The organism is Sphingobium sp. B2D3A (assembly GCF_025961795.1).
In the GTDB taxonomy this organism is placed as follows: Bacteria; Pseudomonadota; Alphaproteobacteria; order Sphingomonadales; family Sphingomonadaceae; genus Sphingobium.
Genome location: NZ_JAOQOI010000001.1, coordinates 2,095,681 through 2,115,200, shown reverse-complemented (window position 1 = coordinate 2,115,200; position 19,520 = coordinate 2,095,681). Strand labels below are relative to the sequence as shown.

Annotated in this window: 24 protein-coding genes; 11 read left to right on the top strand and 13 right to left on the bottom strand. The window is 64.7% G+C overall.

The genetic code is table 11. The features are described 5' to 3' along the window. Positions 1 to 175 precede the first annotated feature (175 nt). The gene (locus tag M2337_RS09850) at positions 176 to 796 is read left to right on the top strand and encodes a PEPxxWA-CTERM sorting domain-containing protein (protein WP_264570086.1); all 621 of its coding nucleotides are present in this window, start codon (positions 176 to 178) and stop codon (positions 794 to 796) included. Between the two features lie 171 nt (positions 797 to 967). On the opposite strand, the gene M2337_RS09845 is transcribed toward M2337_RS09850, so the two are convergent. The 13 genes from M2337_RS09845 to flgB form a co-directional block, all read right to left on the bottom strand. Next, positions 968 to 2,116, bottom strand: a complete 1,149-nt coding sequence (locus M2337_RS09845) for a flagellar motor protein MotB (RefSeq protein WP_264570085.1) — start codon at positions 2,114 to 2,116, stop codon at positions 968 to 970. 10 nt (positions 2,117 to 2,126) lie between these two features. Beyond that, entirely contained in the window at positions 2,127 to 2,990 is an 864-nt protein-coding gene (gene motA / locus M2337_RS09840; protein WP_181559413.1) for a flagellar motor stator protein MotA, read from the bottom strand. A 214-nt stretch (positions 2,991 to 3,204) separates the two neighbouring features. Then, on the bottom strand, positions 3,205 to 4,038 hold the full coding sequence (locus M2337_RS09835; RefSeq protein ID WP_264570084.1) for a flagellin: 834 nt from the start codon (positions 4,036 to 4,038) through the stop codon (positions 3,205 to 3,207). Positions 4,039 to 4,058: 20 nt separating this feature from the next. Beyond that, positions 4,059 to 5,396: a flagellar hook-associated protein FlgK gene (flgK, locus tag M2337_RS09830; protein WP_264570083.1), complete on the bottom strand. Its 1,338-nt coding sequence runs from the start codon at positions 5,394 to 5,396 to the stop codon at positions 4,059 to 4,061. Further along, positions 5,393 to 5,716 (bottom strand): rod-binding protein, encoded by a 324-nt coding sequence (locus M2337_RS09825; protein ID WP_264570082.1) that lies wholly within the window; start codon positions 5,714 to 5,716, stop codon positions 5,393 to 5,395. Before M2337_RS09825 ends, flgK begins: the two co-directional genes overlap by 4 nt. After that, positions 5,713 to 6,771, bottom strand: coding sequence for a flagellar basal body P-ring protein FlgI (locus M2337_RS09820; RefSeq protein ID WP_264572230.1), 1,059 nt, complete (start codon positions 6,769 to 6,771; stop codon positions 5,713 to 5,715). Before M2337_RS09820 ends, M2337_RS09825 begins: the two co-directional genes overlap by 4 nt. 89 nt (positions 6,772 to 6,860) lie before the next feature. Beyond that, the gene (locus tag M2337_RS09815) at positions 6,861 to 7,568 is read right to left on the bottom strand and encodes a flagellar basal body L-ring protein FlgH (protein ID WP_264570081.1); all 708 of its coding nucleotides are present in this window, start codon (positions 7,566 to 7,568) and stop codon (positions 6,861 to 6,863) included. Positions 7,569 to 7,570: 2 nt separating this feature from the next. Then, positions 7,571 to 8,359, bottom strand: coding sequence for a flagellar basal-body rod protein FlgG (gene flgG, locus M2337_RS09810; RefSeq protein ID WP_181559407.1), 789 nt, complete (start codon positions 8,357 to 8,359; stop codon positions 7,571 to 7,573). 23 nt (positions 8,360 to 8,382) lie between these two features. Then, positions 8,383 to 9,123, bottom strand: coding sequence for a flagellar basal-body rod protein FlgF (gene flgF, locus M2337_RS09805; protein ID WP_181559406.1), 741 nt, complete (start codon positions 9,121 to 9,123; stop codon positions 8,383 to 8,385). Between the two features lie 32 nt (positions 9,124 to 9,155). Then, positions 9,156 to 9,980: a flagellar hook basal-body protein gene (locus M2337_RS09800; RefSeq protein ID WP_264570080.1), complete on the bottom strand. Its 825-nt coding sequence runs from the start codon at positions 9,978 to 9,980 to the stop codon at positions 9,156 to 9,158. A gap of 28 nt (positions 9,981 to 10,008) precedes the next feature. Continuing rightward, positions 10,009 to 10,686, bottom strand: coding sequence for a flagellar hook assembly protein FlgD (locus M2337_RS09795; protein ID WP_264570079.1), 678 nt, complete (start codon positions 10,684 to 10,686; stop codon positions 10,009 to 10,011). Beyond that, a complete protein-coding gene (gene flgC / locus M2337_RS09790; protein ID WP_264570078.1) occupies positions 10,683 to 11,075 on the bottom strand; it encodes a flagellar basal body rod protein FlgC in 393 nt (130 codons plus the stop codon). The genes M2337_RS09795 and flgC overlap by 4 nt, the downstream gene beginning before the upstream one ends. Positions 11,076 to 11,089: 14 nt before the next feature. After that, positions 11,090 to 11,446, bottom strand: a complete 357-nt coding sequence (gene flgB, locus M2337_RS09785; RefSeq protein ID WP_264570077.1) for a flagellar basal body rod protein FlgB — start codon at positions 11,444 to 11,446, stop codon at positions 11,090 to 11,092. Between the two features lie 264 nt (positions 11,447 to 11,710). Here flgB and M2337_RS09780 point away from each other — a divergent pair, with 264 nt between their 5' ends. The 10 genes from M2337_RS09780 to panB all read left to right on the top strand — a co-directional run bounded on the left by M2337_RS09780 (position 11,711) and on the right by panB (position 19,466). Further along, the gene (locus M2337_RS09780; protein ID WP_264570076.1) at positions 11,711 to 12,394 is read left to right on the top strand and encodes a motility protein A; all 684 of its coding nucleotides are present in this window, start codon (positions 11,711 to 11,713) and stop codon (positions 12,392 to 12,394) included. Beyond that, positions 12,394 to 12,888: a flagellar motor protein MotB gene (locus M2337_RS09775; RefSeq protein WP_264570075.1), complete on the top strand. Its 495-nt coding sequence runs from the start codon at positions 12,394 to 12,396 to the stop codon at positions 12,886 to 12,888. The genes M2337_RS09780 and M2337_RS09775 overlap by 1 nt, the downstream gene beginning before the upstream one ends. A 64-nt stretch (positions 12,889 to 12,952) precedes the next feature. Continuing rightward, the gene (locus tag M2337_RS09770) at positions 12,953 to 13,510 is read left to right on the top strand and encodes a flagella basal body P-ring formation protein FlgA (RefSeq protein WP_413716233.1); all 558 of its coding nucleotides are present in this window, start codon (positions 12,953 to 12,955) and stop codon (positions 13,508 to 13,510) included. 53 nt (positions 13,511 to 13,563) lie between these two features. Continuing rightward, positions 13,564 to 13,851: a flagellar biosynthesis anti-sigma factor FlgM gene (flgM, locus tag M2337_RS09765; protein WP_264570074.1), complete on the top strand. Its 288-nt coding sequence runs from the start codon at positions 13,564 to 13,566 to the stop codon at positions 13,849 to 13,851. A gap of 11 nt (positions 13,852 to 13,862) precedes the next feature. Next, on the top strand, positions 13,863 to 14,171 hold the full coding sequence (locus M2337_RS09760) for a hypothetical protein (RefSeq protein WP_181559394.1): 309 nt from the start codon (positions 13,863 to 13,865) through the stop codon (positions 14,169 to 14,171). A 172-nt stretch (positions 14,172 to 14,343) separates the two neighbouring features. After that, on the top strand, positions 14,344 to 15,171 hold the full coding sequence (locus M2337_RS09755) for a transglycosylase SLT domain-containing protein (protein WP_413714898.1): 828 nt from the start codon (positions 14,344 to 14,346) through the stop codon (positions 15,169 to 15,171). A 9-nt stretch (positions 15,172 to 15,180) separates the two neighbouring features. Further along, complete coding sequence (flhA, locus tag M2337_RS09750) at positions 15,181 to 17,286, top strand: flagellar biosynthesis protein FlhA (RefSeq protein ID WP_264570072.1); 2,106 nt, start codon at positions 15,181 to 15,183, stop codon at positions 17,284 to 17,286. Positions 17,287 to 17,367: 81 nt separating this feature from the next. Further along, a complete protein-coding gene (locus M2337_RS09745; protein ID WP_264570071.1) occupies positions 17,368 to 18,096 on the top strand; it encodes a FliA/WhiG family RNA polymerase sigma factor in 729 nt (242 codons plus the stop codon). A 56-nt stretch (positions 18,097 to 18,152) separates the two neighbouring features. Next, positions 18,153 to 18,374: a hypothetical protein gene (locus tag M2337_RS09740; protein WP_264570070.1), complete on the top strand. Its 222-nt coding sequence runs from the start codon at positions 18,153 to 18,155 to the stop codon at positions 18,372 to 18,374. A 219-nt stretch (positions 18,375 to 18,593) separates the two neighbouring features. Beyond that, positions 18,594 to 19,466, top strand: a complete 873-nt coding sequence (gene panB, locus M2337_RS09735; RefSeq protein ID WP_264570069.1) for a 3-methyl-2-oxobutanoate hydroxymethyltransferase — start codon at positions 18,594 to 18,596, stop codon at positions 19,464 to 19,466. Positions 19,467 to 19,520 lie beyond the last annotated feature (54 nt).

Sequence of the window (19,520 nt, the reverse complement as noted above, 5' to 3'; positions counted from 1 at the left end):
CGCCGATTCCTACCTGCTGGGAACATGTCCCAGAACAGGATGCAACAGGGAAGCCAAAGTTAACAAAATGGAAACGGCCTCTGGGGGGCGGTATGTTTGCATCAGCGACATTTGAGTCGTGGGAGGCAGATCGGCTTGGGGCATTGTCGGTTTGCAAGATGCAGAGGGCACTTCCATGGGTAAGTTTTTGACAGTGGCGCTGCTGGCATGCGGAACCTCATTTGCGGCCCTGCCCGCCAATGCAGCCGTCGTGGTCAGCGGGTTCACGCTCAACACTGGTACGTTTGGCGCGCAGACCGGCGTTCATTCGTCCGGTTCGCAGTCTGGCTCGACCTTGAACGGTTATGTCAATCAGGACGGATCGGGTGTCACGTTCAGCACGAGCACGGGCTCGATGAGCATCACCGGCAACGGAGAAGCCACCATCAATGGCGATCCGCTGCTTGAAGATCTGAGCGTCCTCTTCGCCAAGGGCTGGGACAATGTGACGTTCAATTTCGCCGGCGACACCGGGACGTTCAACCTGCTGGTCAATGGCTCGGCGCTGTTCTCGAGCCCCGCGTGCAACATCTGCACGATTGGCAATGGCAACAACCAGTTCACGCTGAGCGGCACGAGCATCACCAGCCTTGCTTTCACGTTCAATCCCGGCGTCACGAGCACGCGTCAGTTCCGCGTGGAAGGCGTCAGCCAGGCACCCGTGCCTGAACCCGCGACCTGGGCGATGATGATTGCAGGCCTTGGTTTGGCAGGGGCAGCGATGCGCCGTAAGAGTGCCAAAGTGCAGTTCGCCTGATCCCGCCGGGGAAGCTGCACAGCGGTTTCCCCGCGCTTCGGATAGCTGTTTGAAAGGGCGCCGTCCCCGGCGCCCTTTTTGTTTGACCGATCTGCCGATCGGTCGCGTCCCACTCTACCCATGATCGCAAACCGGGCGGAACCGTGTGGCGTGAAGCGCACCCTCACCGCATCAATGCTGGTCCATCAGCCCCGTCGTGCGGGCTGTAAGATCGGTCTTGCCCGGCGGGGTGTTGGAACTGCGCTTGGGAATCGAGTCCGCATTGATCACCGTCGCGCCTTGGGGCAGCGCGGTTCGGCCGAGGTCCAGCTTGCGCACTTCGGATTCAGCCATAGCGACGCGCTGATCGCGCACGAGGATGCGACGGTCGATCCTGGCCTGCTCGGGGCTTTTGGGAGCCGGCGCCGCGGGCTGCGCGCCTGCGGCATTGGCGACCGCCCCCCCGGCGGGAGAGTCCTTGCTCCACGCCAGAATCACCGACATGCGCCGATTGCGCGGATCGTAGCGGTTGTCCGCGACGAACGGCTCGCGATCCGCCACGCCTTCGATGCGCGCGAAGCGATCCGCTCCGATGCCGCCCTGTGCGAGCACGGCGCGAGTGGCTTCGGCGCGGGATGACGAGAGCAGCCAGTTGTTCATGTTGCGCCCGGCGGCATAGGGCAGCGCGTCGGTGTGACCGCGCACGATCACATCGTTCGGCACTTCGGACACCGCCTCCGCGACCTGCGAGAGCAACGCGCGGGCTTCCGGCACAAGCCTGTCCGTGCCGATGGCGAACATCGCGAAATCGGCTTCATCCACCAGATCGATGCGCAGGCCCTCCAGCGTCTCGGTAAAGCGCACATGCTTGCGGAGCTTGCGGAGCGCTTCGGTGCGCTCGAGCTTCTGCTCCAGCTCCTGCTTGAGCTTCTCGAACTTCTGGCGATCCTGGTTCTTGAGATCCTCGCCGCCGACATCTTTGGTGCCCGTGGCGTCGCGCGGGATGGTGATGGCCAGATTGCCCTGCCCGCCCGTCGTCGGATAATTCTCCTTGCTGACGAGACTGTCGCCACCGAACAGGCCACTGGAGCCGGCGCTGTCCATCTTCATCTGCACCAGTGTGGGCGTGAAATAGTCGGCCAGCCCCTTGCGCTGCTTCTCCGTTGTCGCGCCGAGCAGCCACATGAGCAGGAAGAAGGCCATCATCGCCGTCACGAAGTCGGCATAGGCAACCTTCCAGGCGCCGCCATGATGGCCGCCATGGCCGCCATCGATGATCTTCTTGACGATGATTGGCCTGGGTTCAGGCTCGTTCACCGGTTTCTTTGCGGCCGATGCCATGGCTTAGCCCTCAGCGCCCGCGCATGCCGTCGAACACTTCGGCAAAGGCCGGCTGGTTCGCATGGATGAGGTTGGAGCGCGCGGCTTCGATGACCAGCGGCTGCGGGTGGCCGTGGAGCGAGGCGATGATGATCTGCTTGACGACATGATACATGGCGCCATCCGCCTCGATCACCTGCTTGGCGCGACTGGCGAACGGCCCGACCATACCATAAGCCAGCAACACGCCGAGGAAGGTACCGACGAGCGCCGAGCCGATCATGCCGCCCAGAATTTCCGGCGGCTTGTCGATCGAGCCCATGGTCTTGACCACGCCGAGCACGGCGGCGACGATGCCGAGCGCCGGCAGCGCGTCCGCCAGGCCCTGGAGATTGTCGGCAGGACGAACCGCCTCATGATGGTGGGTCTTGAGCGCATTATCCATCACATCCTCGACCGCGTGCGGATCGAGCGTGCCGGATGAGACGACCACCAGCCGCAACGTATCGCAGATGAGGTGGATGAGCGCGCTGTCCGCCATCAGCCGGGGATATTCGGCGAAGATCGCAGAGGATTTGGGGTCTTCGATATGCGGTTCGAGCGCGACCGGGCCTTCGACCCGCAGCGTCTTCATCAGCTTGCTGACGAGGAAGATGCAGTCGAGATAATCCTGCTTCTTGAACTTGGGGCCTTTGAAGACGGTCATCACGCCGCCGGCCAGCGCTTTCAAGTCCGCGCCGCTATTGCCGATGATCAGCGCGCCTGCCGCCGCGCCGCCGATGATAAGCATTTCGTGCGGAAGCGCATGAAGCACCGGACCAATGGCGCCACCGGTGAGCATGAACCCCCCGAAGACCATGACCAGCAGAACGACAAGACCGATACCAGCGAACATTCTGATCCCCGCATGTTCATAAAACGGGACCGCGCACAGCTGCTTTTGGCCCCTTCATCCCTTCCTAGAACGGCTCTGCTGAAACAGGGTTTAGCGACAGGGTTAGCGAAAGATGACGATTACGATTTTTCGAAATTTCTGCCGGCGCGAACAAGAAAAACGGCCCGCAGCCAAAAGCCTGCGGACCGCCAGATTTGCCTCTCTTCGAACAGGATCAGAAAAGATCGAACAGCGACTTTTGATTGATCCGCGCGAAGGCCAGTTGAGCGGCTTCCAGCGTCAGCAATTTGCTTTGCAGCTTCACGCTGGTCTCGGTGATGTCCGTATCTTCCAGCGCCGAGCGACGCTCAGTCAGCGCCAGATCGGAATTGGTGAGCCGGCCACCAATGTCTTCCAGCCGCTGCGAGCGAACGCCCTGGACGGACTGGGCGACAATGACATGATCGAGCGCGGTGCGGGCATCCTGCAGGGCAGCGGAGCGGTCTGCCTCTGTGCCGGTGCGCACCACACTGATGATGTCGGAGATCACCTGATCGATCGACCGGCTGCCCACCGCATTCTCCATGATGCTCGCGCGGGTCGGCACCGCTTCCACGTTCAGCCCCGCGCCGAGCGGAATCAGCACGGCGCTGGGATGATCGAAGACCGGCGTGCCCTGATAATCGGTCTGATTGAGGAGATCGTTGATCGTCGCGCGAATGCCTTCCAGTTCCTTGGCCACCGCCTCGCGCCCGGTCGATCCGTCGGCGGTCGAGGTGGACGTGACGATCAACTCGGTCACGCGCGTCATAAGATTGTTGACCTCATTGAGATTGGTGCTGGCCTGCGTCGCGCGGGATTCGGCGAAGGTCAGATTGCCCTTCCACGCCGCGTTGATCGACTGGCGCCGCCCGACCTGCGAGATCTGCACCCAGTCATGCGGATTGTCCGAGGGCTGGTTGATCTTCTTGGTCGTCGAAATCTTGGTCTGCTCGCCCGCAATATCCGCAGCGAGCCGCTGCTGGCGGGTAATCTCAGCCGTGATGGACTGCGTGGTGATGAAAACCATGATGGATTGCCCTTATTGCGTCAGAATGCGGAAATGAGTGTCTGGAACATTTCCCGCGCGACCTGGATCACGCGGGACGATGCCTGGTAGGCCTGCTGCAGCCGGATCAATTCGGCCGCTTCCCGGTCGAGATTGATGCCGGCCACATCGGCGCGTGCCTGCTGCGCCATGGTGTTGCGGCTCTCGGCCGCGGTCTGCTCTTTGGTCGTGCTGTTGGCGATGCTGCCATGGGTCGCAATGATGCCGGTCCATTCATCCTCGATGGACCCGCTGCCGCGCAGGGCGGTCATGGCCAACAGATTGCCGTTCGCGGTGCCATCGGCGGAGAAGCGCGCGACGAGAGCCGGCGAGCTGATCAGCACCGAGAGCGAGCTGGCATCCGCCCCCATGCTCAGCAGTGTCTGGCCCGCGACACCGGGGGATGAATAGCCGCTGGTGTGCCAATCATTCATTTCGCTCACATAGCGGCTCGCGAGATCGTCCAACGCGTCGATCCTGTCCCGCACGACGCCGGCACTGGTGGCGATGCCGCCTAGCGCGCCGCCTGTCGGGGTAGCAATCGCCGTGCCGTCCGCCAGCCCGAAGCTCAAAATGCCATCGGCGGCCTGACTGACCGTCAGGGTCTTCACCTGATTGTTCTCGACGAGCGTCTCGCTGCCGTAACTGATGTTCGCGACGCCATTGGCGCCGAAGGTCACCGTCACGTTCAGCCTCTCGGCAATCTCGCTCAGGGCCTGATCGCGCGAATCCAGCAGGCTCGCATGGCTGGCCGTCCCCTCGGGCACGCGGCGCAGGCCTTCATTGGCATTGCCGAGCTGGCGCAACGCGTCATTGAGCGAATCCACCTCGTTGGTGGCCGTGTTGCCGATCGAACTGCGGATCGAGACCAGATCATTGTGGCTCTGCTGAAATGCAGCATTGATCTGCTCGAACGAGAACAGCACATCCGCCTGTAGCGTCGTGTCTGTGGGGTTGGAGGCGAGCCGCTCCACCGCCGCGAACATGCCGGTGAAGCGCTGGCCAACGCCCAGTTCGCCATCGTTGAGGGCGGTCTGGATGTCCGACATCCAGCGGGCGCGCTGATTGACGCTGCCCAGCGCATTGGTCGTCTGACGCGCTGCCGCTTCCAGATATTGGTCGGATGCGCGCACCACGCCGCCGATCTGCACGCCGTAGAAGGAGGCGCTCGATTTGTAGAGCAGCATCGGCGAATTGCCGGCGGCGGACTCGCTGAGCGCAATCGTCCGGCGGCTGTAGCCGGGCGTCTCCGCGTTGGCGATATTGTCGGCAATCGCTCCCATCGCAGCCTGATAGGCGCGCGTGCCGGAAGCGCCGATCTGGAGAAGATCGCTGCTCACGGTTTATGGTCAAGCTGCTGGAGGATCAGTTCGGCAATGCCAAGGCCGCCCTTGGTGGCGAGCCCCTCAGCCATATGCGCGTCCTGCATCTCGCGGAACTGGTCGAGCCCGCTGCCGCCGCCAATCTCTTCGCCCAGACTCGCTTGGCGCATGGAGGAGAGGAGCTGGCGGGTGAACACGGCCTCGAATGCCTTGGCGGCCTTCTGCAATGCGGCGTGATCGTCGTTGGCCTTTGGCGACGTCGGGGCTTGCGCCTGCGCGCCCTGCGTGGCGGCGGCGAAGGCCGCCTGACCGGAGCCGATCCCTGAGACCTGTGTCATATCACCTCCAGCTCCGCCCGCATGGCGCCGGCCTGCTTGAGCGCGCTCAGGATCTCGAGAAGGTCCGAGGGGGAGGCACCCACGGCATTCACCGCCTTGACTATATCGGCCAGAGACGCGACACCTTTAAACAGGAACATCGGATTCTTTTCCTCATGGGCGGAAAGCTGGCTGGATTCCTCCACCGCCGTCACCCCGCGCGAGAGCGGCGCAGGCTGCACGATGCGCGGCGCTTCCGTCACGGTCACGGTCAGCTTGCCATGGCTCACCGCGGCCGGGGTGATCTGCACATTGCCGTTGATGACCACCGTGCCGCTGCGCGCGTTGACGATCACCTTGGCCGGCGGATCGGCGGGCTTGACCTGGATATTCTCGATGAGGCCCATCATCATGACGCGGCTCTCGGCACCCGGCGGGGCATCGATGGCGATGGAGACGCCATCCACGGCACGGGCGCGCTGGTCGCCGAACGCGAGGTTGATCGCGTCGGCCACCCGCAGCGCGGTCGTCACGTCCGCCTCCGCGAGGTTGAAATTGATCGTCGGGCTAGTCTCGAACCCGGTGGCCACGGCGCGCTCGACAGAGGCCCCCGAGGGGATGCGGCCGGCTGAAGGCACGTTGACGGAAAGCTGCGAGCCATCGGCACCGGAGACGCCGAAGCCGCCGACGGCCATATTGCCCTGCGCCATCGCATAGATCTCGCCATCGGCGCCGCGCATTGGGGTCAGCACCAGCGTGCCGCCGCGCAGCGACTTGGCCTTGCCGAGCGCGGAGACGGTCACGTCCAGCCGCTGGCCGGGCTTGGCGAAGGCCGGCAATTCCGCCGTCACCAGCACGGCTGCGGCATTCTTGAGCGAGGGGTTGACGCCCGGCGGCAAAGTGAGGCCGAAGCGCGAGATCACGCCCTTCACGCCCTGTGTCGCATAATCGAGGCTGTCATCGCCCGTGCCGGCGAGGCCGACCACAATGCCATAGCCGACAAGCTGGTTGGACCGCAGCCCCTCGAAGGTGCCGATGTCCTTGATGCGCTGGGCATGGGCCGAGGTGGCGATCATGAGGCAGAGCCCGAACGCCAGCAGGGCGAGGGAGACGACCAGCCGACGAAGCAAGGAGGGATAAGGCCTGATCATGGCTGAAAGCTCCATCAGAACGGGCTGATCATGGAGAAGAAGCGCTGCAGCCAGCCCTGACGGCTGGCGCGGGCGATTTCTCCCTTGCCGGTGTAGGTGATCCGCGCATCGGCGACGCGCGTCGAGAGAATGCGGTTGTCGGGCCCGATGTCCGCCTGCCGGACGAGGCCGGAGATCTGGACATATTCGTCGCCGCGATTGAGTGTCAGCGCCTTCTGCCCGCGCACCAGCATCGTGCCATTGGGATAGACCCGCGCGATGGTGACGGTGATTTCGCCGGAGAGCGCGTTCGACTGCGCGGCGTCGCCCTTGCCGGTGAAGCCTTGCGTGCCGCCCGAGGCAATGTCGCTACCGCTGAACAGCTTGCTGAACGGCCCCGTGCTGGGTGGCGTGAGGCCGATGCTCCCGGCGCGGTTGGTGTTGGCGCTGGTGCTCTTGCTCGCCTGCGTCCGCTCGACGAGGAGGATGGTGATGACATCGCCCACGCTTGCTGCCCGCGCGCCGTTGGTCAGCGCGGAATAGCCGGCCGAGGCCTGAAAGATGCCGCCATTGGGCCGCACCGGCGCGGCGCTGCCCGCATCGCCCGGATAGGTGACCTGATAGGCCGGGTTTTCGAGCGGCTCCTGCTTCTTGCCGAACAGACCGGCAGAGGCCGGTGCAGCGAGGCTGGTCGCCGTGAGGGCAAGGATCAGGATGGAGACGCGGCGATACTGCATGATCATGCTCAAAGCTGCTGGTTGACGTACTGGAGCATCTCGTCGGTCGCCTTGATCATCTTGGAGGCGATCTCATAGGCGCGCTGGGTCTCAATCATCGTGACCAACTCCTCGACGGTGTTGACGTTCGATTGTTCGAGCGCGCCTTGGCGGATGGTGCCGCGGCCTTCGAGGCCTGCAGCGCCTACCTGCGGCGCGCCGGATGCCGCCGTCTCCAGCAGCAGGTTGCCACCGACAGCCTGCAGGCCAGCGGGATTGACGAACCGCGCGGTTTCGATCGCGCCAAGCTCGACCGGCTCCTTTTGACCGGCGACGGTCGCCGAGACGGTCCCGTCATTGCCGATGGTGACGGCACTCACGCCCTCGGGAAGCTGGATCTGCGGCACCAGCGGCAGACCATCCGGCGAGACCAGCAGGCCTTCCGCATTGGTCTTGAAATTGCCAGCCCGGGTATAGGCGATCGTGCCGTCGGGCTGCTGGAGTTGGAAGAAGCCGGCCCCCTCGATCGCGAGATCATAGGTGTTGCCGGTGGTGTTCATCGTGCCCTGCGTATCGATACGCTCGGTGCCGGTGAGTTGCACGCCGGTGCCGAGGTTGAGGCCGATGGCGAGCCGGTTCTGACTGTCCGCCTGCGTGCCCGCCGCAATCACCTGCTGATAGGCCAGCGTCTCGAAATTGGCGCGGTCGCGCTTGAAGCCGACCGTGTTCACGTTCGCCAGGTTGTTGGCGATGACGCGCATCTTGACGTCCTGTGCGTCAAGGCCGGTGCGGGCGACATGAAGTGCGCTGCTGGTCATTGGTCTGGTCCCCTATCTGTCCGTCAGTCGAGCCGCATGAGGCTCGCGCCGCCGGAGTCGATCTCCTTGGCGGTGTCGATCATCTTGATCTGGTTTTCCCACGCGCGGCTCGCCTCGATCATCTGGACAAGCGCCGTGGTGGCATTCACGTTCGAGCCTTCGAGAGCGCCGCTGGTCACGGTCGCCATCGGGTCTTGCGGCAAGGCGCCGCCATTCACTTCGCGGAACAGCGTGTCGGTGGACTTGGCGATCGTCGATCCCTTGGCGTTCACCAGCTTGATGACATCGACCTGCTGCGGCTGATCGATCTGGCCGCCCTGCGGGACGATCCAGATGCTGCCATCCTTGGCAATGTTGACGCTATCGGCGGGCGGCAGGGTGATCGGGCCGCCCTCCCCAAGCACCGGATAGCCATCGCCCGTGGTCAGCAGGCCGCTCTCGTTCAGGCGCAGGTCGCCGCGCCTTGTATAGGCTTCCGACCCGTCATTGGCCTGCACCGCGATGAGGGCCTCGCCATCCACCGCGATGTCGAGCGTATTGCCGGTCTGCACCGCCGTGCCGGCCTTCATGTCCGCCGCGATGACCTGCCCCACCTGCTCCGCGCGGCTCTGGAACGCGCCGCCGCCGACCCAGCGGGTCGAGGCGTTGGCGATCTCGGCGCGAAAGCCGCTGGTGTTGACGTTCGCGAGATTGTTCGCGACCGCCGCCTGGCGAGCCATCGTGCCGCGCATCGCGGTGCGGGCAATGGTGGTGAGACGATCCATGGTTCAGCTCCGGGTCCGGTCGATCTTCGCGATCAGGTCCGCATGTTGATGATGGTCTGGGTCATGGCGGTGGCGGTCTCGATCGCCTTGGAGTTCGCCTGGAAGTTGCGCTGCGCGGAGATCAGCGCCACCAGCTCCTCGGTGATGTCCACGTTCGAGCGCTCCAGCGTGCCCGAGCGGACAGCGCCGACCATGCCGCTATTGCCGGCGCTGTAGCTCGCCTCGCCGCTGTCGCCCGAGGAAATCCAGTGCGAATCCCCCATCTGCCGCAGCTCTTCCTGCGCGGGAAATGAGGCCATGGCCACGACGCCGAGGTTACGCACCGAGCCGTCGCCGAAGGTCGCGCTGACGACGCCGGTGGCCGAAATCGCGATGGCGGTGAGCGGAATGCTGGCATCGTCCGGATGGGCGCTGGGGATCTCCAAATCGGAGAGATCGCCGGCCGCCGTGCTGGTCGGCGTGCCATCGCCGGTCGCAGAAGTCGGCAGGACCTGCAGACGGGCGCCAGTGGAATCCACAATGAAGCGGTTCTTGTCCATCGTGAAGGCACCGGCGCGGGTGTAGCTGATCGTCTGGTCAGGCGAGGCGCTCTTGACGGTGAAAAAGCCTTCGCCGGTGACGGCCAGATCCAGCGTCTTGTCGGTCGTCTCCAGCGTGCCCTGCGTGAACTGCTGCTTCACATCGACGAGACGGACGCCATTGCCGCCCGCGCCGACGCCGCCGCTCGCATAGATATCGCCGAAGGTTGCCTTGCTCTTCTTGAAGGCGAGCGAGGACACGTTGGCGACGTTGTTGGCGACGACACCGAGGTCGGTCTGGGCGCCCTTGAGGCCGGAAAGCGAAATGTAGAAGGACATGGTCGATGCTCCTTGTGAAGTTCAGGGATCAGCCGAGACGCAGCGCGTCTTCGGGCGAGAAATTGCCGAGGGCGGTCATGAGCTGGGCGTTGCCGCCGCTCGCGGGGGACTGGACGGCGGCGATGCTGGCCCAGGTCGCGATGCCGGCCGGCGTCGCGCCGCGCACCTTGACCTGCAGAGCCTGCCCGCCAATCACATTGCCGGCGTCATCCCGGCCGTCCCAGAAGAAGGGCACATTGCCCTTGGATTGTGCGCCAAGATCGAAGCTCTGGACGACCTTGCCGCTGGCATCGACCAGATCGATCGAAACGTTCGAGGCGTCGGCGCCCAGCGCGATCTCGCCGGCATAAGCGCCGGTGCGGTCGGGCGTGGCGATGTTGCTCTCGACCAGCATCGACTTGCCGATCCAGCCCGCCGCGTCGGAGAGGCGCGCGCCGGACACGGAGTCCGCGATCTGGCTGAGCAGGGATGTCGATTGCGACTGCGAGGCCAGCGACGACATTTGCGCCATCTGCGTGACCATCTGATTGTTGTCCATCGGCTGGAACGGGTCCTGATGCTGCATCTGCGTGGTGAGCAGGCGCAGGAAGCCGTTCATGTCGATGGAGGCGTTGGACTTCGCGCTCGTCTCGGCAAGGTTCCGGTTGGTGAACGCCGTGTTGGTGTCCACCGCCCAGGGGCTGGTGTTGGTCGTCACTGCTGTCATTTGCCGAGCCTGATTGTTTCGAGGATGAGGGATTTGGCGGTCTGGAGGACCTGCACATTGTTCTGATACATGCGCGCGCTCTCAACCATTTCGACGAGTTCGGCGCTGGTATCGACGCCGGCTTCCCACACATCGCCATTGGCATCGGCTAGCGGATGGCCGGGCTCGTGCCGCTTGGTGGCGGGCGTGTCGGAGGTCACGACGTTATCGACCTTGACGGTGGCGACGCCCGGCTTCTCAACCACGGTGGAAAAGACCGGACGGATCGCGCGATAGGCCTTGTCCTCGCTGCCCGTGACCGACCCGGCATTGGCGAGGTTGGAGGCGGTGGCGTTGAGGCGCACGAGCTGGGCGGACATGGCGCGCCCGGCGATGTCGAAAACGTTCATGGGCTTGTCCATGCTCATTCTCCCCGCAGCGCGCGCGTGATGGTGTTGAGACGGCCCTCGAGGAAGGAGAGCGTCGTGCGGTACTTCACCGCGTTTTCCGCGAAGAGCGTCTGCTCCGTCGACATCTCGACGGTGTTGCCATCGCCGCTCGCCTGCAGCGGCACGCGATAGCCCATCGCCGTTTCCAACGCGCCGGTCACCGAGCCCTGCTGGCTGGTGGCGCTGGCGAGCGCCTTCTCGAAATCGATGTCGCGCGCCTTGTACCCGGGGGTCGAGGCGTTCGCGATATTGGAGGCAAGCAGCTCCAGCCGCTGCGAGCGCAGCGCCAGTGCCTTGCCATGGATGCCGAACAATGCGTCGTCGAACGACATTTTTTCGTGCCTTCCCTAAAAGTCCGTGGGCCGCATCCGTTCTGACCGGTTGAAACTGGTCCGGTTCCGGCACGACCCATGCCCACGGGTATGGATTGCAAATGCCGTGCCAAACCAAATTGCCGCCGGCTGAGGCCGCGCGGACATGAGGATTTCCACGCCTTTTGCGCAGACGGGCGGCAAGGGTGGCAATGTTTTGCCGGTTGGCGGCAGAGTTTTGCCGGTGCGCACGTGCGCCCGGCAGCATGGGGGATGAGCGGGACCATGTCGGATGTTGTGGGGTTGGATATTCTCGGCCACGTCTTCGCGCCGCTGCCCCTGCTGATGGTGCTGGGCGGCGCGATCATGATCGCACTGGCGCAGGTCGGGTTCGGCACGGGTTTTCGCGCCCTGGCTTCCCTGCGCCCGCTGCTGACCGCGCGCCCGGATGATGAACGCGACAATGCCCGCGCCCTGCTGTTCAAGGTCGAGGCCGTCGCGCAGCTCAAGGGCCTGGCCCGCGCCGACCGGCTGGAAAGCACCCACTCCTTCGTCAACCAGACCCTCACCACCCTCGCCAATGCCGCAGATGCCGAGCATTTCGCGCTCTGGGTCCATCAGGCGATCCATGATCGCCGTGCCCGTCACGAGCGGGTCATCGCCTTCTGGAACGCGTTGGCCGATGCCGCGCCGGCCGTCGGCATGGCAGGCACGATCGTCGGCCTGATCGGCATGTTTGCGCAGATGAGCGACCCGGCGGCTATCGGCCCGTTCATGGCGCTAGCGCTGATGACGACGCTGCACGGCCTGATCCTCGCTAACGCCATTGCCGGGCCCATCGCCAACCGCCTGTCCGCACTCTCCGAGCGGGAGATTGGCTGGCAGCAGGCCATGGCGGACCGGATGATCGCTATCGCCCGTCGGGAAGCCAATCCGTTCCAGCGTGCCAGCATTCGCGAGGTCGCCTGATGTCGGCGCAGCCGCGCCAAAACCGCGCGCGCTGGGCGCTGAGCTTCGCGGACCTGTGCCTGCTGCTGCTCGCCTTCTTCGCGCTGCTGCAGTCCAACCAGACCACGCGTGAGACGGCCCTGGCCGGGATTGGCAGCTATTTCGGCGCGTTCGAGGCGCCGCGCCAGGCCGATCTCGTCGCGCAAGAGCTGTTCGAGCCGGGCGAGGCTCTGCTCAACCCCGCCGGTCGCGCCGCTCTGCTGAAAGCGGCAGAACCCATCATGCACGAGAACAAGATTGTGCGAATTCAGTCGATTGGTCTCGACTCCGGCGATCATCGCTTCGACGCCTGGGATCTGGCGGCAGCGCGCCTCGGCGCCGTCGCCCGCACCCTCGTCGCCGCCGGCGTGCCGGAGAAGCGCCTGCGGATCGCGGGCCTCGCCGAACGCGCCGATGACAGCGCCCCCGGCAAGCAGACTATCAGGATCACCGAACTGGCCGAAACCGACCGGTAACATGCGTCTGGCACGGACCTTGCTGTGTTTGTTCCGACCATGCATCGGAGCAAGTGACGTGACGATTGAACGCCTGACCTTCCCCAAGCGCGCTGCCCTCATCGCAGCCCTGCTGCTCGGCGCGATCGCGCTTACCAGCATCCACGCGCCGGCGAAGGCGCAGAGTTTCGAGAATCTGGACCGGCTGGACAGCTTGGTTGCGGCCAGCCTCGGCGCCAATCTCGGCCAGCCGGGCGGCCCACTGGCGCCCATCGATCGCCGCCTGAAACTGGCACCCTGCCCGCAGACACCGACGGTCGAAACCCCGCAGATGAACGCCGCGACGGTTGCCTGCCCCAGCCTCGGCTGGCGCATCCGCGTGCCGCTGCTGGTTAACCGGCAGGCCGGCAATCCTCAGCAAAACGGCCGTTTTTCCGAGGCCGCGAGCGGCGCGCCGGTCGTCAAGAAGGGCGATCCAGTTCAGCTGGTCGCGGGCAATGAGAGCTTCAGCATTTCCCGCATGATGATCGCGGATGAAGACGGCGCGCCCGGTGCGCTGATCCGCGTGCGGGAAGAACCGCGCGCCACGCCTGTCATGGCCCGTGTCGAGCGGACGGGTGTTGTTCGTATTCCCGGCATTTAAACTTTCCTGAACTGATCCGTTTATAGTACGGATTGGACAGAAAGGACGTTGGAATGATCAAGTCTGTTGGCCAGGCGACGAGCGCCGCAGTAGAGGCAGCCAAGCTGCGCGATGCTGCACAAGCCCGCTCCGCTGCGCCAGTCAGCGCCGAGCCTGCGCCTGCGAAGGCGGCGGAATCGGCAGCCACCCCCGCCGCGCGCATGGCCGCGCAGGGCGCCCCGGTGGACATGGACCGGATCAACCGCGTCAAGCAGGCCATTGCTTCGGGCCAATATCCGGTCGATGCCGACAAGATCGCCGATCGCATGATCGACCTCGATCTTCCTCATCTGCGCGCCTGAACGTGCCCCAAATGAACCTGTCCATCATCGAGAATTTCGCGGCCGCGACCGGTTCGCTCCGGGTTGCCATGCAAAGCGCCGACCCGCAGGCCATCGAAACGGCAATGGACCTGTTCCGCATATCGCTCGATGCGATCAAATCCATCGAGACCTGGGAGCGTGATCCTGCGATCAAGGCGCGGTTTAGCGACCTGATCGAGGAGCTGGATTCTTCGCGCATGCTCGCCTGCCTGCTCGGCGATATGACCACGCAGATGCACGGCGCGATCGCCGATCGCGATCTGGACGTGCCCCAGCCGCTGTACCAGCGCGCCGGCTGAGCTTCGGCTCGACCCGGATATCCCGACTTTCACGTTAAGCCCGCTGCGCCCTGTGGGCGTGTCGCCGCGCGTCTTATCGTCCCAAAAGTCCCGATCCGCCGTTAACCAATTCTGGCACGCATCTTGCTTTTTGATCCTCGGTACCAACGGGAGATCATTAGTCGCCATGTCCGTGAATGGACTGACCACCAACTCGGCCCAGGGCAGCAATGCCGCCAGGGTGACGCAGGCCATTGCCAAGGCCAGCAGTCGCACCGGTGTGGATTTCAATTATCTGATGAGCCAGGCGCATGTGGAAAGCGCGCTGAACCCGACGGCGCGCGCGCGCACCTCCAGTGCGACAGGCCTCTACCAGTTTATCGACCAGAGCTGGCTTTCCATCGTCAACGACCATGGCGCGAAATATGGCATGGACTGGGCGTCCAACGCCATTGAGCGCACGGCGAACGGGCGGTACGTGGTTTCGGACCCGGCCCTGCGCCAGCAAATCCTCGACCTGCGCAATCATCCCGAGACGGCCTCGATCATGGCGGCGGAGCTGGCCACCGACAATCGCGCCTATCTTGAAGAGCGCATCGGCCGACCGGCTGAGGCGGTCGATCTCTACCTCGCCCATTTTCTGGGGGCAGGCGGCGCAGCGAAATTCCTCACGACCATGGCGCAGGCACCGGATGCTTCCGGCGCCGCTCTGTTTCCCGCCGCCGCGCGGGCCAATGCCTCGGTGTTCTTCGACCGGCAGGGCAATGCCCGCAGCCTGACGGACATCCGCGCGAGCTTTGCCCAGAAGCTGGCGGCGGGCGGACAGGCCGCCGGCAGTGCGGCAAGCGATATGGCGATGGACGGCACGCAGACCGTGATGCCCGCCGACTATGTCCGCATCGCGCAGGAGCGGCTGACGATGAACCAGACACTGAGCGAAAAGCAGCCCTATCCCGAATTCGCGCCGCGCGCTGAAACCGCGCGGCTTGCCTACCTCATGCTCGCCACCCTCGGAAGGTAATTGCCAGCCATGACGCGCAACGACATCAACGGCAGCATCTGGAAGAACTCGGCACGCGGGGCAGCTCTGCCCTTCGCCATCCTGCTGCTCGTCATGTTCATGGTGGTGCCGGTGCCGGTGCTGCTGCTGGATATCGGCTTCGTCGGCAACATCATGATCAGCCTTGCGGTGCTGATGATCGCGCTGAACGCCGCCAAGCCGCTCGATTTCTCCAGCTTTCCGACCGTGCTGCTGCTCGCCACGCTGCTGCGCCTCGCGCTCAACGTCGCCTCGACGCGCATTGTGCTGGTCAACGGCCATAATGGATCGGACGCGGCCGGCCATGTGATCGAGGCGTTCGGCAATTTCATGATCGGCGGCGACTATGTCGTCGGCATCTTCGTGTTCGCGATCCTGATGATCATCAACCTGGTGGTGATCACCAAGGGCGCGGGCCGCGTGTCGGAAGTGTCTGCCCGCTTCACCCTCGATGCCCTGCCGGGCAAGCAGATGGCCATCGATGCCGATCTCAACGCCGGCCTGCTGACCGCCGAGCAGGCCAAGGTCCGCCGGCAGGAAGTCGCGACCGAAGCTGACTTTTACGGCTCGATGGACGGTGCCTCGAAGTTCGTGAAGGGCGACGCCGTCGCCGGCGTGCTGATCCTCGTCATCAATATCCTCGGCGGCATCACCCTGGGTCTGGTGAGCCATGATCTCTCCATCGGGCAAGCCGCGCAGACCTACATCCTACTGGCCATCGGCGACGCGCTCGTGGCGCAGGTGCCTGCACTGCTGCTCTCCATCGCCGCAGCCGCGATCGTGACCCGGGTCACGTCCGAGCATGACCTCTCCGGCCAGATCTCCAGCCAGTTCGGCCACAGCCGCGCCTGGGTGCCGGTTGCCGGCATTCTCACGGTGCTCGGCATCGTGCCGGGCATGCCGCACCTCATCATCCTGCCTGCTGCCGGCCTCGCCTGGTTCATCGCGTGGAAGCTGCGCAAGGCCGCCAAGGCCCGCAGCGAGGCACCGGCGGAACCGGCGGTGGTCGAAAATCCTGCCCACATCGAGTGGAGCGACGTTTCCGACGGCGCCGCGCTTGGCCTGGAGATCGGCTATGGCCTGATCTCGCTGGTCGACGAGCGCAAGGAGGCGCCGCTGATCGGCCGGATCACCGGCATTCGCCGCCAGCTCTCGCGCGAACTGGGCTTTGTGGTGCCGATGATCCGGGTGAAGGACAATCTCGCGCTTGGCCCGAACCAGTATCGCATCACCATCGCCGGTGTGGTGGTTGGCGAGGACGAGATTTTCCCCGATAGCCTGCTGGCGCTCGACAGCGGCGACATCACCCAGCGGATCGAGGGTCGCGCTGCGCAGGACCCGACCTTTGGGCTAGACGCGGTGTGGATTCCGATGGAGCGGCGCAGCGAAGCGGTCGTCTCCGGCTATACCGTCGTCGACCCGTCGACGGTGATCGCCACGCATATCAATCATCTCATCCTGCAGAACGCCGCTGAGCTGTTCGGCATGGACGAGGCCAAGAAGCTGCTCGACACACTGCGTGAAGTGACGCCGCAACTTGTCGAGGGCCTGACGCCCAATCCGTTGAGCCTCGCGCAGATCGCCGCGCTGTGCCGCGGGCTGCTCATTGAGGGCATTCCGCTCAAGGACTTCCGTCGTATCGCCGAAGCCATGGTGATCGTTGCGCGCGGGGACATGTCCACCGACGCGCTTATCGAGGCGGTCCGCCAGCGCATCGGCTCGCTGATCATCCAGAGCATCGTGCCAGTGAAAGCGCCGCTCCCGGTGCTCACGCTGGATGGCGAGCTGGAAGGCCTGCTCGCGCAGGCCATGCGCGTCGGCGCCGATGCCCATCACCCCATCGAACCAGCGCTGGCCCAGCGCCTCATCGAACAGGTGAGCGAGGCGGCCCGTCCGCTGATGGCACAGGCCCGCAACTTTGCGATCGTGACCTCACCGGTGGCGCGTCGCGCCCTCTCCCGCCTGTTCCGCCCGCATCTGCCCGACGTTCCGGTGCTCTCCTTCCTGGAAATCCCGGACGGCAAGGCGGTGGAAGTCGTCGCGGTGGTTGGCAACGAGACGCGCATCCATCAGGTCGAGCGGCTGCAGGCGGCATGACGATATTGCGCAGCATAATCCGCACACGCCTCCGCCCTGCTCGGAAATTCCCGGTTAAACCTTTCAGCGTAGATGAGACCCATGCACAGCGCACAGCTTGAGGTTGCAGCCCTGACTTACGGTCGCCGGCCCGGTGCCTCACCGGATCAGCTGGCGCAGCAATATATGCCGCTGGTGCGCAAGATCGCCTGGCATGTCCACGGGCGCGTCTCCAGCGCCATCGAGATCGAGGATCTGCTGCAGATCGGCATGGTCGCGCTGGTCGAGGCGGCCAACAGCTTCGAGGATCGCGGCTTCGGCTTTGCGACCTATGCGCAGATGCGCGTGCGCGGCGCGATGATCGACCATCTGCGCCGCCATGCAACCCTATGTCGCTCGGCGATGGCGCGCCGCAAGACCATTCAGGATGCCCGTCGCGCGCTGGAGCAACGCTTCGGCCGTCCGCCCGCGGATAGCGAAGTGGCCGCGCATCTGGGTCTTGATGCCGCTGGCTGGCGCGAGCTTGCCGACGGGACGGATATGGCCCAACACCAGAGCATGGACGAGGTCTATTCGGACCAGTCGATGTGGTTCGCCGATGCAACCGAGGGCGCCGAGGAAGTGCTGGAGCGGGAATCCCTCAAGCGCGCGGTTTCCGCCTGCATCAAGGAATTGCCCGAGCGCGAGGCAATGGTGCTGCAGCTCTACTTCGTCGAAGAGATGAACCTTGAGGAAATCGGGCTGACGCTCGATATCGGCGCGGCCCGGGTGTGCCAAATCAAGAAATCTGCGCTCGACAAGCTGCGGGGACGCCTCAGCGCCTTCCTCTGACCGGAACCGCGCCGCGCGATGATCGTTTCTCCGCCATCAATCAGGTGGAGGATGACATGGCCGAAGAACCCAAAACGGTAATCGTCGAGCGCTCGAGCGGGGGCAGCGCAACCGCGATCATTGCGATCGTGGCACTGCTGATCCTCGCGGTGGGCGGCTACTTCCTGCTGCAGAGCCAGGATAACAAGAACGACGCGGTGTCCACGGCGGCGCAGCAAGTCGGCGATGCAGCGCAGGATGTGGGCGATGCCGCGCAGGGTGTTGTGGACAAGGAGTAGAGGTTCGACCGTCGCCGTGGGTGGCAATCATGTAACCTAAGCCCCTCCTCTTCAGAGGAGGGGTTGGGGTGGTGCGACAACGTCGCGGCCAATCAATAAGGTTGCGATGCTGCGCATCGCCACCACCCCCGGCCCCTCCTCTGAAGAGGAGGGGAGCATATTTATCCCACGCGCCCGCGCAGCCTAGGCTAATCGAAGCGCTTGCGCTAAAGCGCGCCCATGTCCGCCACCTACACCCTCGATACGGCGACCAGCCGGGCGAACCCCACGCCGGCGCCGATGCGTCGGCTGACCATTCCCGCCATCCGCGCGCGCAAAGTCGATGGGGTGACCGACTCGCCAATCGTGATGCTGACCGCCTACACCGCGCGGCAGGCGCAGTTGCTCGATCCCCATTGCGACCTGCTGCTGGTGGGCGACTCGCTCGGGCAGGTGATCTACGGCCTGCCCTCCTCCGTGCCCGTCACGCTCGAGATGATGGCCGCCCATGGCGCTGCGGTCGTGCGCGGCAGCTATCACAGCGCCGTCATCATTGACATGCCGTTTGGGAGCTATGAAGCCTCGCTTGAGCAAGCCTTCGCAAGTGCCGCGCGCCTGATGAAGGAGACCGGCGCTGCAGGGGTGAAGCTGGAAGGCGGCGAGGCCATGGCGCCGACCATCGCCTTCCTTTCCGAGCGCGGCATCCCGGTCTGCGCCCATGTCGGGCTCACGCCGCAGGCGGTGAACGCGCTCGGCGGCTATGGACCGCGCGGCCGCGATGCAGCCGAAGCCGCCAAAATCCGCAATGATGCCCGCGCCGTCGCCGCCGCCGGCTGCTTCGCGATGGTGATCGAGGGCGTCATCGAAGACCTCGCCATCGAGATCACGGGCGACGTGCCCTGTCCCACGATCGGCATCGGCGCCTCGGCAGCCTGCGACGGGCAGGTGCTGGTGACCGAAGACCTCCTCGGCATGTTCGAGCGCACGCCGCGTTTCGTGAAGCGCTATGCCGATCTTGCCGGGACGATCAGCGATGCGGCGGCCCAATATGCGCAGGAGGTGCGCGCGCGCAGCTTCCCCGGCGAGGCCCAGCTTTATGGCGCCAAAAAGTGATTTGCGCAGAGTTCATCCGCCGCTAAGGTCCGCGGCCACAAAATCCCTTCATGC